Consider the following 15,264-nt stretch of genomic DNA (forward strand, 5'->3'; position numbering starts at 1 on the left):
CGCCCCCCCCCCCGGTGGGCCCCCCCGCAGGTAAAGGCCCCACCCCCGGCGCGCGGGGGGGGGGGGGGGGGGGGGGGCGGCCGGCGGGCCCCCCCCCCCCCCCCACCACCCCGCGCTTCCTTGCTGCGGCTCCCGAACGGGATCGTGGGACGGTGGTGCGCCGGTGGTGCTGGTGGGGCACTGGTGGAACGGTGGGGCGTCCTGACAGGGCGCCCGGTCGTACGGGCCCTTCAAGGCGTCAACGGGCGCCCACGCGGGCCATCCTGCCGTGACCGTGCCGCGACTGGCCCGGCGTGCCGGATGCGTTCGCCGTGGCCCGGGCCGCCGGTTGCCGCACGGCACCGCCGGCGGCGGCCTGCGACCGCCGTGGTTGCGCCGCGGCGCCGTTCTGCACGTCCATGACGGCGTGGGCCACCAGCCCGCCCATGGGGTCGTGCCGGATCAGATCCCGGAGACGGGAGCGCGATGACCGCCCCTCGTTCCCTGGGTAGAGGTGCTTGCCGAGTCCGACCGCATGGGCCAGCGCGGCGAGCGCCGCGGTCCGCGGGTCCGGGGGTACGCCGGTGCGGATCGCGTTGTCCAGCCGGGCCCTGATTTCCCGGCTGATGGCCGTCTCCGTCGCTTGGTAGCGCGTCGTCGGCAGTACTCCGCACATCTGGCCCGCCACGGCATGCACCATGCCGCACCGTTCGAGATGCGTGAGGTAGGTCTGGCGCAGCCCCAGCCGGGGCCCGCCGATCCAGTGGACCGCGCGCACCGGACTGCCGCGTCGGCGCAGCAGTTCGAGCGCGGAGTCCAGAGTCGGATCTCCTGTCGGCCGTGCCATCACCACGGCGATACGATCCCCGTCTGGGGCTATCCGTCCTGCCAGAGCCAGCTCTACTAGCTGGGCCCCGGCCAGGCCGAGGTCGAGCGACTGCGGCTGCGCTGTGGTGCCCGTCGCCGGGTCCAAAGCGAGCAGCAGAAGCTCCTCCGGAATTGTTCTGCGGCTCCTGCCCATCCATGCCTCCCCGCGTGGATGAATGACAGGGTGACCCCTCTCACATTCATCTGTCGAGAGTGCGTGGGGGGTTCGGTAGGGAACCGGTAGGTATGTCGTTCTCGTCTTGCACGTTGGCGACATCTATCCGTGGGGTGCGGCGCGTACCGATTCGCGTGGCGGCGAGGTGTTGCCACGGGAACACAGGACACTTGGAAACACTGGGCCAATGCGGCAGTGCGACATATGAAGGAGACATCGGTGGCGGGCGAGTCCCCCGACAAGTCGGACAAGAAGCAGTCGTCGGGGGAGACGGCGCGGAGCGAACGTGATCCGCGCCTGTCCGTCCTCCGAAGGGAGCCGGCCGAGCCGGCGGAGGAAGCGGCGACGGCCGGGGGCGAGGACTCGAATCCGGCCGAGGCGTCCGAGGCGTCCGGGGCGTCCGAGGCGGGCGAGGCACCCGAGTTGAACGGGGATGCCGAGGCGCCGGAGGCGTCCGAGGGGGCGCAGAAGGCCGCCGGTGACGAGAAGGACTCCGAAGCCGGCGACGAGCGTCTGCGGACGGCTGTGGCCGCCTGGGTCGCCGGGAAGGGCGACGAGGACGCCGAGGGCGGGGCAGCGGACGGGACCGAAACCGGTGCCGAGGCCGGCGCCGAAGCCGGTGCCGAGGGCGGTGCTGAGGGTCGCGCCGAGACCGATGGCGGGGGCTCGAAGGGCGATAAGGGGCGCGCGGAGACGGGCGACGCTTCCGCAAAGCCGGAGGGCGATGCCCGGGTCGAGGCCGAGGCGGAGCCCGGTGCCGGCGAGTCCGAGGGTGACGAGCCCGCGGGTGACGACAAGCCTGCGCCCAAGGGTTCGGCGGACGACGCCAAGTCCGAGGCGAAGGCCGAGTCCGAGTCCGCGTCCGAGTCCGAGGCCAAGTCCCGGTCCACGTCGAAGGTCAAGGCCAAGACTGAGGTTGTTGATCAGCCGACCGCCGTGTTCAAGACCGTCGGGCCGCAGAAGAGTAAGCCCGTAGAGGCGGCCGATGAGGAGGACGGGGCCGGCGGGTCGGCAGTGGATGACGCGACCCGGGTGTTCGCTGTTGCGAAGGCCAAGGGGAAGAGCGCCTCCACCGACGCGTCCGCCCCGGTCGACCAGGCGACCACCGCCCTCAAGATCAACCCGCCTGCCAAGGCACCCACCAAGTCCGCCGCCAAGGCCCCCACCAAGGACTCCGCCGAGGCTGCCGCCAAGGACTCCGACTCCACGAAGGATTCCGAGAAGGACTCGGCGAAGGACTCGGCGAAGGGCTCCGGCAAGGACTCCGCGAAGGACTCCGAGAAGGACTCCGGCAAGAGCGAGGACGCGAAGGGCACCAAGAAGGACAACAAGGAGACCAAGCCGCCCGCTGCCGAGAGTGATGCGGAGCGGACCAGCCAGTTCGTGGCGCTGAAGTCGGCGGACGACGGTACGGCCGGCAAGTCCCTCGGCAAGACGGCGCCCCGCACCCCCCTCGGGACGCCCGGCAAGCCCGCCGGCAAGGCGGGGGAGAAGACGACGGACAAGCCCGCCGACAAGACGACGGACAAGCCCGCGGACAAGGCCGGGACGAAGGAGAAGGCCTCCGGAGCCCAGCCGGCCGCCGCATCCACCTCGTCCGCCGCGCCCGCCGCCCCGTCCAAGCCCGCCGGTCCGCCCGGTGCGCTGCCGCCCGCCGCCCCGACGGGTGCCACCGCGCCGGCCCGTCCCGACGCGCTGCCCGAGTCCGAGCGGACCAAGCAGCAGCCGCTGCCACCGCTCGACCTCCTGGCGAAGCTCACCAACACCCCGCCGCCGCCCGAGACCCCGCTGCGCACGGTCGTCCGCCGGTTCAAGATCTGGACGCCGCTGGTGGTGCTGCTGGCGATCATCTTCGTGATCGTCCAGGGCGTGCGCCCGCTGCCCAACCCGACGCTCACCGTCGGCGACGCCACGTCCTCGTTCACCTTCGAGGGCGGCAAGCTCACCATCCCGTGGCCCGCGCAGGGCCAGGCGGCAATCAAGGTGGTGGGCTCCGGTGACCTGGGGACGTTCGGCCCGCAGAAGCCGGTGCCGACCGCGAGCGTGGCCAAGATCATGACGGCCTACGTCATCCTCCGGGACCACCCGCTCAAGAAGGACGAGGGGGGCCCGCAGATCGAGGTCGACGCCAAGGCGGTGACCGAGGGCGGTTCCAGGCACGAGTCCCGGATCGAGGGGCTGAAGGCCGGGCAGAAGTTCAGCGAGCAGAACATGCTCAAGATGCTGATGATCCCGTCCGGCAACAACATCGCCCGGCTGCTGGCCCGTTGGGACAGCAAGTCCGACAACGAGGCGGCGTTCGTCAAGAAGATGAACGCCGCCGCCAAGGACCTGGGCATGAAGAACACCACCTACACGGACGCCAGCGGCCTGGACCCCAAGACCGTCAGCACCGCGGTCGACCAGCTCAAGCTGGCCGAGGCCGTGATGAAGTTCGACGCCTTCCGGCCGATCGTCGCCACGCCCAACACCGAGATCCCGGGCCTGACGAAGCGGATCAACAGCAACATCGACAACCTGCTGCTGGCCGGCCTGAGCATCAAGGGCATCAAGACCGGCTCCAGCACGGCGGCCGGCGGCACGCTCTCCTGGGCGGCCTACAAGACCGTCGACGGCAAGGACCGGCTGATCCTGGGCACGATGATGGACCAGCACTTCAAGGGCCTGGACCCCGACGGCTCCAACAGCCTCACCCTGGTCAAGGACAACAGCCAGAAGGTCATCGAGGCCGTGCGCAACGCGCTGACCTCTGCCCCGGCGGTGAAGAAGGGCCAGGTCGTCGGCTATGTCGACGACGGCCTGAACGGTCTCACGCCGGTCGTCGCCACCAAGGACCTGAAGGCGGTGGGCGTCCCGGGCCAGAAGCTGAAGCTGAGTGTCGGTGACGGCGGCAAGACCGTCCCGCACACCGCGAAGGCCGGCACCGTGGTCGGTGTGCTGACCGTCGGCAACGGCGAAAGCCTCCAGAAGGTGCCGGTCGCCCTGAAGGAGGACCTGGTCGAGCCGACCTTCGGCGCGAAGCTGGTCCGCATCGGGTGAGCTGACCCGATGCGGAAGTGCGGCCACGGACTCCGGTGGCGGTGACGGGCAGACCGCCCGGCCCGTCACCGGAGTCCGTTCCCGGTCCCGCACCCGCCTCTCCCGCTCGCCCGCCACGCTCGCTCGCCCCGTTCACCGCCGCCCCGCTCCCCCCTCTTTCGCTCGCTCGCCCGTCCTCTCCGTCCCGTACGTGACCGGAGCCCGTCATCGATGTAGCGCAAGCACCGAAGCCGGCCTATGCGTCCGCCGTCGCCACCCGCCGAGCGTGGGCGGCGCAGGGCGCGGTGATGCTGATGCCCTCCGGGGTGATGCTGCTCCTGGGGGCGTGGGGGATCCGCCGCCAGGACGCCATATGGCGCGACGAGGCGGTCACCTACGACATGGCCCACCGCAGCCTGCCCGACCTGTGGCACACGCTGCTGCACGTCGATGTCGTCCACGGCCTGTACTACGCGCTGATGCACGTCTGGTTCCGGGTCTACGACGCCACCCTCGACGGGACGTTCGGCGAGGTGGTGGGGCTGCGGCTGCCGTCGGTGGCCGCGATGACCGCCGCCACCGCCGGCGTCGCCCTGCTCGGGCACCGCCTGGTCGGTCGGCGGGCGGGCCTGCTGGCCGGCTTCACGTTCGCGTGCATCCCCGTCGTCCAGCAGTACGCGCAGGAGGGGCGTTCGTACGCGACCGTCTGCGCGCTGGTCGTCTGGGCCACCTACCTGCTGGTCCTGACCGCGGCCGCGGCGGTCCCCCCGTCCGCGCCTCCGCACCCGCACGCGCCTCCGCAACCGCGTCCGTACCCGCGCCCCCGGCTGTGGCTCGGCTACACGGCGCTCATGCTGGCCGCCTGCCTGCTGCACGAGTTCGCGTGCCTGGTGCTGCCGGTCCACGCCGCCGCGCTGATCCTCGCCCGGCTGCCCCGCCGCGTACTGCGCGCCTGGGCGCTGTCCACGACCACCGTCCTCGCCGGGCTGGCCCCGCTCGCGGTCTTCAGCACCCGGCAGTCGGCGCAGATCAGCTGGCTGATGTGGCCGGACCCGCTGCAGCTGCTGACCTTCGCCGTGCTCGCGGTCCTCGGCCTGGCCTGCGCCCGCGTGCGGATCCGCTCCCGCGGCCCGATCGGCCTGCGCGCCCTGGGCATCCCGCTGCTGCTCCTGCCCACCCTCCTCCTGCTGCTGCTCTCGCACGTCGAACCGGCCTACGTCGACCGCTACGTCCTCTACTACGTCGTCGGCTTCGCCCTGCTCGCCGGCGCCGCGCTGGCCCGGCTGCTGCGTCCGGCCGGCGAAGCGGGGCAGACCCGGGCCCGCCGGCTGCGCCGGACCGCGGCCGTCGCGCTGGTGCTGGCTGCCCTGCTGCCCATCGACGTCCATCTGCGCAGCCCGGACAGCCGGGTCGACGACGTCACCGCGGTTGCCCAGGCCGTGCGCGCGGTGGCCGAGCCGGGCGACGGCCTGCTCTTCATGCCGGCCCGGCGGCGGATCTGGACGGCGACCCGGCCGCACGACTTCCGCGGCCTGACCGATCTCGCCCTGGACAAGAGCCCGTTGGCCTCCCACACCCTCTACGGCACCGAACGCTCCGGCGACGCCATCCGCGCCCGGATGCTGGCCAGCCGCCGCATCGTGGTCGCCGGTGACCCGGACGGCCAGCCCGCCGACGACAACGACCAGGAGATCGCCAAACGGTCCACCCTGCGCGACGCCTTCGACATCTGCAGCACCACGGAGGTCCGCGGCGCCCGCATCACGGTGTACGGGCGGGCCGGGGCATGCGGGGCGGGAGCCGCCCGGTAGGGCACCGGACCAGGGGGCCGATCCTGACCTCGGGCCCTGGGCCACTCACCGCAGCCCCGCCGCCGCCCCGTCGAGCCCCAGCAGTTCCTGGAGGGCCGCCGCGCCGTCGTCGGTGAGGCGTACCGCCCTGCCGCTGCCGATCCGGCGGACCCAGCGGCGGTCGAGCAGCCGGTCGCAGAGCCGGGCACCGGCCGTGCCCGCGAGGTGGTTGCGGCGCTCGGTCCAGTCGAGGCAGCCGCGGGCCTGCGGGCGGCGGCCGGTGCGCAGGTCGGCCGGTTCGACGCCCAGCGCGTCGGTGAACCAGTCCCGGCCGGCGTCGGTGAGCGCGAAGCCGCCGTCCTGGTCGACCAGGCCGCGGGCGGTCATCGCGTCGGTGATCGCCACGCCGAGCCGGCCCGCGAGGTGGTCGTAACAGGTGCGGCCCCGGGCCAGCGCCGTGGAGGCGGACACCGCGCGCAGCCCGCGCGGCGCGCCCTGCGGCGGATCGAGGTGCGCGGTCAGGGATTCCAGCAGCTCGGCGACGTGCGGGCCGGCGAGCTGGAGGTAGCGGTGGCGGCCCTGGCGCCGTTCGACGAGCAGTCCGCCCTCGGTCAGCCGGGTCAGGTGCTCGCTCGCCGTCGAGGGCGCGACCTGCGCGTACGCGGCCAGTTCGCCGGCCGTCCAGGCCCGCCCGTCGAGCAGCGCCAGGCAGAAGGCGGCCCGGGTACGGTCCGCGAGCAGCGCGGCCAGCCGTGCGAGCTCGGTGCTGTACGGCGGAGTGCCGTCCGCCGGGGTGCGGTGCGTCCCGGTCCGGTTCGTCACCGCCGGGTGCGTCCCGGTCCGGTTCGTCACCGCCTGGTTCGCCGCGGTCCGGTTCGTCGCGGTGCTGTACGCCGGAGTGGTCATGACTCGATTGTCCGCCGCGAGTCTTCGGTGCGTACCGAAGGGACTCGTGCCTACGGTGCCCGTATGAGCACCTCCCCGGAGTACGCCACCTTCCACTTCCACGCGTTGCACCACGCCGACCAGCCGCTGCTGCTCCCCAACGCCTGGGATGTCGCGTCGGCGGTCGCCCTCGCCGCGGCCGGATTCGCGGCGGTCGGCACGACGAGCCTGGGGGTCGCGGCGGCCCACGGCTATCCGGACGGCCGCGGGCTCGCCGAGGTCAAGGACGCCACCCTCGCCCTGGCACTGCGCCTCAACGGCCGGCTGACCTGCCCGTACACCGTCGACATCGAGGGCGGGTTCGGTGGCGGGCCACAGCAGGTGGCGGATCTGGCGGGGGCGCTGGCGGAGGCCGGCGCGGCGGGGCTCAATCTGGAGGACGGGCTGCCCGGTGGCGGGGGGCTGCAGGACATGGCGCGGCAGGCCGAGGTGCTCGCGGCGGTGAAGCAGCGGGCGCCCGGGCTGTTCCTGAACGCCCGGATCGACACCCACTGGCGGGTGACCAGCCCGCCTCCGCTGTCGGAGACGCTGGCCCGTGCCGAAAGCTATCTGACGGCGGGCGCGGACGGGGTGTTCGTCCCGGGGATCGTCGCCGACGAGGACATCACGGTGCTGGTGCGCGAGGTCCAGGCCCCGCTGAACATCCTCTTCACGCCGGGCCGGCACACCCTCGCCCGGCTGGCGGACCTCGGCGTGCGCCGGATCAGCACCGGTTCGCTGCTCTTCCGTACGGCCCTGCAGGCCACCCTCGGGACGGCGGAGGCGATCCGCACGGGGCAGCCGCTGCCGGAGCCGGGCGGTGCGGCGCTCATGTACGAGGACGTCCAGCGGATGGTGGGGGAGGAGCAGGGGGAGTAGGTCCCCCTGCTCGGCGCTCAGACCTGCCGGCCCCGGCCCGCCTGGCGGCGGCGGTGGACGGCGACGGCCGCGCCCGCCACACCCAGTGCGCCGGCGCCCCCGATCAGGCCCGCCTTGGGCAGGTGCCCGGCCTTCTCGGCCAGGCCGGCCAGCCCGTTGTCGGGGAGCATGATCGACGTACGGCTTTCCGTGGGCACGGTGGAATCCGCGGCGAAGGCGGCGCCCGTGGGCAGCAGCAGGACGGCGAGCGCACCGGTGGCGACGGTGGCGGTACGGATCATGGAGCGGCGCTGGGCCCGCATGGGTACTCCTCGTCGGGGGCGGCTCGGGCCGCCCGGGGTCACGGTACGGGAGGCACCTTACGGAGCGTCCTTAACGGCAATCCGTACGTTGTGTAACAGTCAGCAAGATCTCTGGGATCGGTCCCGTGACAATGCGCCTGCCAGTCCGGTCCAAAGGCCGCAACCCCGGCAAGGCGCTCGGGCCGTCGGCGGGGCTTCGGACGGGCGACGGCGGAGGCGCCCGCGCCCCCGTCGGATGGCCGCGCTGAAGATTCCCCCGCCCGCCGCGTTGGATAGCTTGAGGAACGGGCCCGACGGGAGGCGGTGACGACGGGATGCGAGGCGGCGAGGACGGCGAGGGCGGCGGCGCGCGAAGACGCCGCCGCTCCTGGGGGCGAGTCAGCTCGCGGCGGCGCAACGGTTCCTGGCGGTGCATCTGCCGCGCCACCGCCCTCTGCACGCTTCCGCTCCTCGCCGGATGCGCCGGTCTGGAGGGCCTGGAGAGTGACGGACCGGCCCGCGACGTCCAGGCGCCGCTCGCGCTCTGGCCGGAGTACACCCCCGCCCCGCTCGGCCGGGAGGACAACCCGGCCGCCCTCAGGCCGGTGGCCGGTGTGCCGCACGTCCCGAGCGGCAGCATGGCGGACGCCGACCCGCTCGCCGTCCTCGACGCGGACATCTCCGCGGAGGGACAGCATCCGCCCGCTCCCCGGGCCGTTCGCCGCCCCGCGCTGCACGACCTCACCGACGACGGCAAACCCGACCTGATCACCGTCATCGACCTCGATCCGCGCACCAGCGAACTCCGCGTCTACAGCGTGCGGAAGACGGTGGTGACCCGGGTGCTGGTGCTGCGCGGCGTGCTGGCCGGCGTCGAGCTGGCGGCCGGTCACCTGGCGGTGCGTGAGCCCACCAAGGACCCGCGCTTCGTGAGCGTCACCGACCTGGTCTGGGACGGCAGGGCGATGGCTCTGTGGGACCTCACCCTCGATGAGGTTCGCAGGCATCAGACCCGCCAGACCGGCGGCGGCAGCGCGAGGAGGGGAAGCGGGGCGAGCCGGGGGAGCAGGGGGAGCAGGGGGGCCGGGGTGACCGCGGGTGCCGGGGGGAGCAGCGGGACCGGGGCGACCGCGGGGGCCGGGGGGAGCAACGGGACCGGGGCGACTGCGAGGGCCGGGGGGAGCAACGGGAGTGCTGGGAGTGGCGGTAGCGGCGGGAGCGGTCCGTGAGGCGCCCGGCGGTCTCCCTCCGCTGGAAGATCGCGCTGACCGTGATGGCGGTGAGCTGCGCGGTCGCCGCCGTCCTCGGCGTGCTCGTCCACAATGCGGTGGCCCGTCAGACCGTGGGGCAGGTACGGAAGGAGACCCGCGCGAACCTCGACACGGCGCTGGACCTCTTCGAGTACGGCACCTCGCGCGAGGGCATCAACTCCCTCCTCGACCCGGTCGAACTACCTGAGCCGCTGCGGGAGTTGGCGCGTGCGGGGCAGCGCGGCAGCATGGTCGGGAGCTATCGCGGCCATCCGGTCATGTGGGCCGCGGCGCCCGCCGACGGCCAGGTCATGGCCGTCTGGTCGCCGTACGGCAACACCCGCCGCTCGCTGGAGAACTTCGACACCGCGATCCTCGGCTCGGCCGTACTCGCCGCCGCGGTCGTCGCGCTCGCCGGGCTGTTCCTCGCCCACCGCATCAGCCGCCGGCTGGCCACCACGGCGGCGGTCGCCCGCCGCATCACCGCCGGCGATCTGGACGCCCGGGTCGGTGACGGTGGCCGTGGCCGTGGCCGTGGCGGTGGCGAAGGCAGCGGCGGTGGCGGTGGCGGTGGCGGTGGCAGTGGGGGTGCCGGTGGGGGTGACGGTCACAGTGATGGTGCGGGCGGTGGCCGGAAGTCGGGCGGCGGGCCGGCGGCGCGGGACGAGGTGGCGGCGGTGGCCGCCGCGCTCGACTCGGTGGCCGGCTCCCTGCAGAGCCGGCTGCGGACCGAACAGCGGTTCACCGCCGATGTGGCCCATGAACTCCGTACGCCGCTCACCGGCATCCTCGCCTCGGCCGAACTGCTTCCCGAGGGCCGGCCCAAGGAGATGATCAACGACCGGCTGCGGGCGCTGCACCGCCTCACCGAGGACCTGCTGGAGATCTCCCGGCTGGATGCCGGCGCCGAACACGCCGATCTCGCCGCCTACGAACTGGGCGCCCTGGTCACCCGCGCCGTGCGCGCCACCGGCCTCGACACCGACGTACGGATCGCCGCGGACATCGTCGTCGAGACCGACCGGCGCCGCCTCGACCGCATCCTGGCCAACCTCGTCCTCAACGCGCACCGGCACGGCCGGCCGCCGGTCGTGGTCACCGTCGGCGCCCTGCCCGGCGGCCCACCGACCATCGAGGTCCGCGACCACGGCCCGGGCTACCCCGTCGACCTGCTGCAGCACGGGCCGCAGCGCTTCCGCACCGACGCGCCCGGCCGGGGCAGGGGCCACGGTCTCGGCCTGACCATCGCCGTCGGCCAGGCCGCCGTCCTGGGCATCGACCTCCGCTTCACCAACGCCCCCGACGGCGGCGCCCGCGCCCTCCTCCGCCTCCCCCAGGAAGACGCCCCGGCGCCTCCCTGATCGGCTCACGGGCCCTGAGCGGCCCACCGGTCAGGGACGGTGGGCCGCTCGATCACCGGCCGAGCCGTCCGCTCACCAGTCGATGTCGTCCGGCGGCTCCGGCAGTACCTCCTCGTCCGTGGGCCCGGGCCCCGCCCCGAGCTCGGGCTCGGGCTCGGCGACCGCCACCGCGTGCCCACCGCCCGCCGCGCCCTCCCCGTCGCTCTCCCGTCCCGCCAGCACGTCCAGAATCGGCTGGCCGTACTTCACGAGCTTGTTCTCGCCGACCCCGTTGACCGTGCCGAGCTCGGCCGTTGTCGCCGGACCCAGGAGGGCGATCTCCCGCAGCGTCGCGTCATGGAAGATCACATACGCGGGCACGCCCTGTTCCTTGGCCGTACGGGCCCGCCAGCCGCGCAGCGCCTCGAAGACCGGCAGCGCCTCCTCGGGCAGATCCACCGGCGCCCGCTTGCCCTTCGCGGTCTTCGCCTTCGCGGCCCGCGCGGCCTTCTCCGGCTCCCGCCGCATCGCCACCTCGCGCCGGCCGCCCAGCACCTCGCCGCTCGTCTCCGTGAGCACCAGCGTGCCGTAGTCACCCTCCACGGCGAGCAGACCCTGTGCCAGCAACTGCCGTACGACACCGCGCCATTCGGCCTCGCGGAGGTCGGCGCCCACCCCGAAGACGCTCAGCGCATCATGGTCGAACTGGATGACCTTCGCGGTCTTCTTCCCCAGCAGGATGTCGATGATCTGGCCCGCGCCGAACTTCTGCCCGCGCTCGCGCTGCAGCCGTACGACCGTCGACAGCAGCTTCTGCGCGGCGACCGTGCCGTCCCAGGTCTGCGGCGGGGTCAGGCACGTGTCGCAGTTGCCGCAGGTGGTGCCGGTGCTCTCCTGCCCGAAGTAGGCCAGCAGCCGGGCCCGCCGGCACTGCACCGTCTCGCACAGCGCCAGCATCGCGTCGAGGTGGGCGGACAGCCGCCGCCGGTGCGCCTCGTCGCCCTCCGAACCGTCGATCATCTTCCGCTGCTGGACCACGTCCTGCAGCCCGTACGCCAGCCAGGCCGTCGACGGCTGGCCGTCCCGCCCGGCGCGCCCGGTCTCCTGGTAGTAGCCCTCCACCGACTTCGGCAGGTCCAGATGCGCCACGAACCGCACGTCCGGCTTGTCGATCCCCATCCCGAACGCGATGGTGGCGACCACCACCAGCCCGTCCTCCCGCAGGAACCGCGCCTGGTGCTCCGCGCGGGTACGGGCATCGAGGCCGGCGTGGTACGGCACCGCGGCGATGCCGTTGTCCACCAGGAACTGCGCGGTCTTCTCCACTGAGGCCCGCGAGAGGCAGTAGACGATCCCGGCGTCCCCGGCGTGCTCGCCGCGCAGCAGCTCCAGCAGCTGCCGCTTGGGCTCGCTCTTGGCCACGATCCGGTACTGGATGTTCGGCCGGTCGAAGCTCGCCACGAAGTGGCGGGCCTCCGCCATCTTCAGCCGGGAGGTGATCTCGGCGTGCGTGGCGTCGGTCGCCGTGGCGGTCAGCGCGATCCGCGGTACGTCGGGCCAGCGCTCGTGCAGCATCGACAGCGCCAGATAGTCCGGCCGGAAGTCGTGCCCCCACTGCGCCACGCAGTGCGCCTCGTCGATGGCGAAGAGGGAGATCTTCCCCCGGTCCAGCAGGCCCAGCGTCTGCTCCACCCGCAGCCGCTCCGGCGCCAGATACAGCAGGTCCAGCTCACCGGCCAGGAACTCCGCCTCGACGAGCCGCCGCTCCTCCAGGTCCTGCGTCGAATTGAGGAACCCGGCCCGCACCCCGAGCGCCCGCAGGGCGTCGACCTGGTCCTGCATCAGCGCGATCAAGGGCGAGATCACGACCCCGACACCCGGCCTGACCAGCGACGGAATCTGATAGCAGAGCGATTTGCCGCCACCGGTCGGCATCAGGACGACGGCGTCGCCGCCCCCTATGACGTGCTCGATGATCTCCTGCTGGCTGCCCCGGAACGCGTCGTACCCGAAGACACGGCGCAGCACCTGCACCGCCTCGCCCGCCTCCGGAGCGTCTGTTCCATCCATGTTCTCGACCATTCCCACGTCCGCCAGAGCCACCCCGAAAGCCTACGAGCTCCGCCGCCCTCCCCGCGGCCCCTGTGGATAACTCCGGGATCGGCCCGTTCCGCATCCCGGGGGCCCGGGACCCGGGGGCCCGGGCGGGTGTGGCACGCGTCCCCGCACATGCCAAAGGACCGGTCACCAGGATCAACCCCTGTGACCGGCCCTTTCGGGGTGCCGCCGGCACGATTCGAACCCGCGACGTCAGAGGTGGATGTCAGTGGTGGATGCCAGTGGTGGACATCAGCGCGGAAGGAGACCGGCTCGGTCCTTGCTCAGGACTTGCTCCGGCTCTGGGCTTCCGCCTTGACCATCGCTTCGGCCTCGGCCTCGGCCATGGCGATGGTGATGCCGAGGGCCTCCGTGATGTGGGTCGCGGCCGCCATGACGCGTGCCGTCCCCACAACCGGGGCGATCGCCACCAGAACGTCTTGCAGTTGCTCGGCTGTCAGGTGGGCCTTGATCGCGGGGTCGACATGGGCGAGGTAGGAGATCGCTGGTGCGTCCATGGCCGCGAGGGCGGCCAGGCGGGTAAGGATGAGCGTGTCCTCGTCCATGCCACATCGCTCGATCGAGTCGACCGTCATGGCGGCGAGCGTGTCGAGAACGGGGGTGTCTGACGTGGTGGCCATGCCTGGACCGTCTTTCGGTGCGGTAGGAACCGACACGCGGCCACGCCCGCTGAACGCGGGTATTCCCCACGCGTCGGCGGTTTGCCCTTCCACCGTAAGAGCCCCAGGTGACGCGCGCATTCCGGTCAGCAGGTGCCTCAGGGGAGGAACGGGAGGCCCTGGCGAAGAGGGGCGCCCCAGCCGTCAGTGACCGCCGCCGTGGATGTCGGACCTGGACGTCAAAAGACCACCTACCAAGGTCGGTAGGTGGTCTTTTGGCCGGTGTCCCAGGCAGGATGCGAACTGCTCCGCACAGGAGCCGGCGGTCTGTGCTCATCGAAGGAGGGCCGCTTCTCCGGCGGGGTGGGCCGTGGGCGCCCTTGGTTACAGCCCGCAGGAGCCGCGGTCGAGGTGGAAGTACCGGGCGTTGGCCCAGCGGCACAGCCGGATGCCGACGGTGACGCCGACGATGGTGATCAGGGCGGGCAGATACCCGCTGGCGACCTGGACGATCGGGATCGCCGGGCACCCGCCTGAGATCGCCCAACCCGTACCGAACATCACCGCGCCGGGGATCACGCCGGCGTGGATGCGCCCTGGGGTGCGGCGGACCCGCAGCAGGGCGAATGCGCACACGATGATCACGACGGCGCCGGCGAAGGAGAGGAGCATGCGCAAGTCCTGGAAGGTGAACATGCGGTTCAGCTCGGTGTAGTCGCCGAAGCCGATGTTGGCGACGGTGTAGCCGAGGGTGAGGCCGGTGAGGATGTTGGCCAGCAGGATCGCGCCCCGAGTACGCATCAGATCACCTTCCACAGCAGGAACGACACCGCGACGGCGGTGCCGAAGAACACGGCGGTCGCGACGAGGCTGACCGGGCGCAGACGGCCGCAGCCGTTGAGTCCGTGGCCGGAACTGCACCCACCGGCCAGCCGGGTGCCGAAGCCGACCAGCACGCCTCCGACGAACAGCAAGACGATCATGGTGATCGGATGGGCGGTGACCACGTTCCGGAATCCCGGACCCATGTCGAAGCGGAGGTGGAACCGCCCGGAGGTGATCGCGGCGATCAATCCGCCGACGAAGATCGATACCAGCAGGGCAGCCTGAGTGACCAGCGGGGCCGGGCTCGGGGCCGCGATCGAGGTGTCCTCACTCGCCGTCGGTTCGTCGTCCGTTTCGAGCAGTTGCGACGCCCCGTACGGAGCCGGCGGCCCGGCGGGCGCGGCGGGGCTGTCGGGTGTGGCGGGGCCGGTGCCGAAGTGCTCCGCTGTAGCTGCGGCGAGAGCGTCGGCGAGAGCACGCTCGTCGGTGAACTCCTCGTCCATCCGTTCGAGGCGGCGCTCCCTTCGCCAGTGCAACACGCGGTCCCACGCGGACGACACTCCGAAGGACCGGTCCGTGGTGAGGGCGTAGTTGATGGTGATCAGAGCGAGCCCGGCGGCGCCGGCCCACCAGGGCCAGTAGTTACTCATGCGGGGCCTCCCATCCATTCGGTGAATCGGGCCCACCAGCCGCGCTTCGAGCTGGGCGCCTGCCGAGAGCGTCGAGACGGGCGGTCCGGAGTCCGGGGACTCTCTGGAGTTGGTGACGGCTGGTCATACGAGACCGGGATCGGCGGAGATGCCGCCCCGAACCGAGCCGCGGTCTCCGGTGCCGCGGTCACGCGTTCTGACGGCTCTGACGGCTCGGACGGCCGGGCAGCCGGTGCCGGCTGCGACCAGGACGCGTCCTCCGGTGACCGCTGATAGTGCGGTGACCACTGATCGTGCTGTGGTGGGTGGGCTTGTCGGGGTCTCTGCTCCGGGTGGGGGGCGCTGGAGCGGTCTGCCTCGGGGGCAGCGGCTTCGAGGTGTCGCGCGCTGGCTCCGTTGGGCAGCAGGCTGATCGGCACGCGCTCACCGGTGAGTGACATCTGGTAGCGGGCACAGTCGAGCCACTGATTTTCGCTGTCGCAGTAGTAGTCGCGCCAGCCTTGCAAGCTCGCCCTGAGCAGCGGGAAAAGGGGGCATCCTGCGGCGTGCGAGCAACCCACGTTGCTCCC

12 protein-coding genes are annotated in these 15,264 nt (G+C 72.5%); 5 read left to right on the forward strand and 7 right to left on the reverse strand.

All coding sequences use genetic code 11. From position 1 onward, the window contains the following. Window positions 1-238: 238 nt before the first annotated feature. On the reverse strand, window positions 239-1,000 hold the full coding sequence (locus ACGF4C_RS23320) for a GPP34 family phosphoprotein (protein ID WP_030415566.1): 762 nt from the start codon (window positions 998-1,000) through the stop codon (window positions 239-241). Window positions 1,001-1,240: 240 nt separating this feature from the next. Here ACGF4C_RS23320 and ACGF4C_RS23325 point away from each other — a divergent pair, with 240 nt between their 5' ends. Next, a complete protein-coding gene (locus ACGF4C_RS23325; RefSeq protein WP_393568752.1) occupies window positions 1,241-4,060 on the forward strand; it encodes a D-alanyl-D-alanine carboxypeptidase in 2,820 nt (939 codons plus the stop codon). Window positions 4,061-4,347: 287 nt separating this feature from the next. Next, window positions 4,348-5,850: a hypothetical protein gene (locus tag ACGF4C_RS23330; RefSeq protein WP_393568753.1), complete on the forward strand. Its 1,503-nt coding sequence runs from the start codon at window positions 4,348-4,350 to the stop codon at window positions 5,848-5,850. Window positions 5,851-5,895: 45 nt separating this feature from the next. On the opposite strand, the gene ACGF4C_RS23335 is transcribed toward ACGF4C_RS23330, so the two are convergent. Next, the gene (locus ACGF4C_RS23335) at window positions 5,896-6,735 is read right to left on the reverse strand and encodes an ArsR/SmtB family transcription factor (RefSeq protein WP_393568754.1); all 840 of its coding nucleotides are present in this window, start codon (window positions 6,733-6,735) and stop codon (window positions 5,896-5,898) included. 63 nt (window positions 6,736-6,798) lie between these two features. Between ACGF4C_RS23335 and ACGF4C_RS23340 the strand changes: the two genes are divergently transcribed. Beyond that, entirely contained in the window at window positions 6,799-7,632 is an 834-nt protein-coding gene (locus tag ACGF4C_RS23340; RefSeq protein WP_393568755.1) for an isocitrate lyase/phosphoenolpyruvate mutase family protein, read from the forward strand. A gap of 17 nt (window positions 7,633-7,649) precedes the next feature. On the opposite strand, the gene ACGF4C_RS23345 is transcribed toward ACGF4C_RS23340, so the two are convergent. Next, a complete protein-coding gene (locus tag ACGF4C_RS23345) occupies window positions 7,650-7,934 on the reverse strand; it encodes a hypothetical protein (RefSeq protein ID WP_362139778.1) in 285 nt (94 codons plus the stop codon). Between the two features lie 314 nt (window positions 7,935-8,248). On the opposite strand from ACGF4C_RS23345, the gene ACGF4C_RS23350 reads away from it, so the two are divergent. Together ACGF4C_RS23350 and ACGF4C_RS23355 are read left to right on the forward strand one after the other, a co-directional pair. Then, window positions 8,249-9,142 (forward strand): hypothetical protein, encoded by an 894-nt coding sequence (locus tag ACGF4C_RS23350; protein ID WP_393568756.1) that lies wholly within the window; start codon window positions 8,249-8,251, stop codon window positions 9,140-9,142. Continuing rightward, the gene (locus ACGF4C_RS23355; protein ID WP_393568757.1) at window positions 9,139-10,524 is read left to right on the forward strand and encodes a sensor histidine kinase; all 1,386 of its coding nucleotides are present in this window, start codon (window positions 9,139-9,141) and stop codon (window positions 10,522-10,524) included. Before ACGF4C_RS23350 ends, ACGF4C_RS23355 begins: the two co-directional genes overlap by 4 nt. Before the next feature lie 72 nt (window positions 10,525-10,596). Here ACGF4C_RS23355 and recQ read toward each other — a convergent pair whose 3' ends face one another. The 4 genes from recQ to ACGF4C_RS23375 form a co-directional block, all read right to left on the reverse strand. Then, on the reverse strand, window positions 10,597-12,573 hold the full coding sequence (recQ, locus tag ACGF4C_RS23360; protein WP_393568758.1) for a DNA helicase RecQ: 1,977 nt from the start codon (window positions 12,571-12,573) through the stop codon (window positions 10,597-10,599). Between the two features lie 311 nt (window positions 12,574-12,884). After that, complete coding sequence (locus ACGF4C_RS23365) at window positions 12,885-13,241, reverse strand: carboxymuconolactone decarboxylase (protein WP_393568759.1); 357 nt, start codon at window positions 13,239-13,241, stop codon at window positions 12,885-12,887. 363 nt (window positions 13,242-13,604) lie between these two features. Beyond that, window positions 13,605-14,021, reverse strand: coding sequence for a YeeE/YedE thiosulfate transporter family protein (locus ACGF4C_RS23370; protein WP_388963425.1), 417 nt, complete (start codon window positions 14,019-14,021; stop codon window positions 13,605-13,607). Further along, window positions 14,021-14,695: a YeeE/YedE family protein gene (locus ACGF4C_RS23375; protein ID WP_393568760.1), complete on the reverse strand. Its 675-nt coding sequence runs from the start codon at window positions 14,693-14,695 to the stop codon at window positions 14,021-14,023. The genes ACGF4C_RS23370 and ACGF4C_RS23375 overlap by 1 nt, the downstream gene beginning before the upstream one ends. Window positions 14,696-15,264 lie beyond the last annotated feature (569 nt).

Source organism: Streptomyces sp. NPDC048197 (assembly GCF_043202395.1).
Classification (GTDB): domain Bacteria; phylum Actinomycetota; class Actinomycetes; order Streptomycetales; family Streptomycetaceae; genus Streptomyces; species Streptomyces siderophoricus.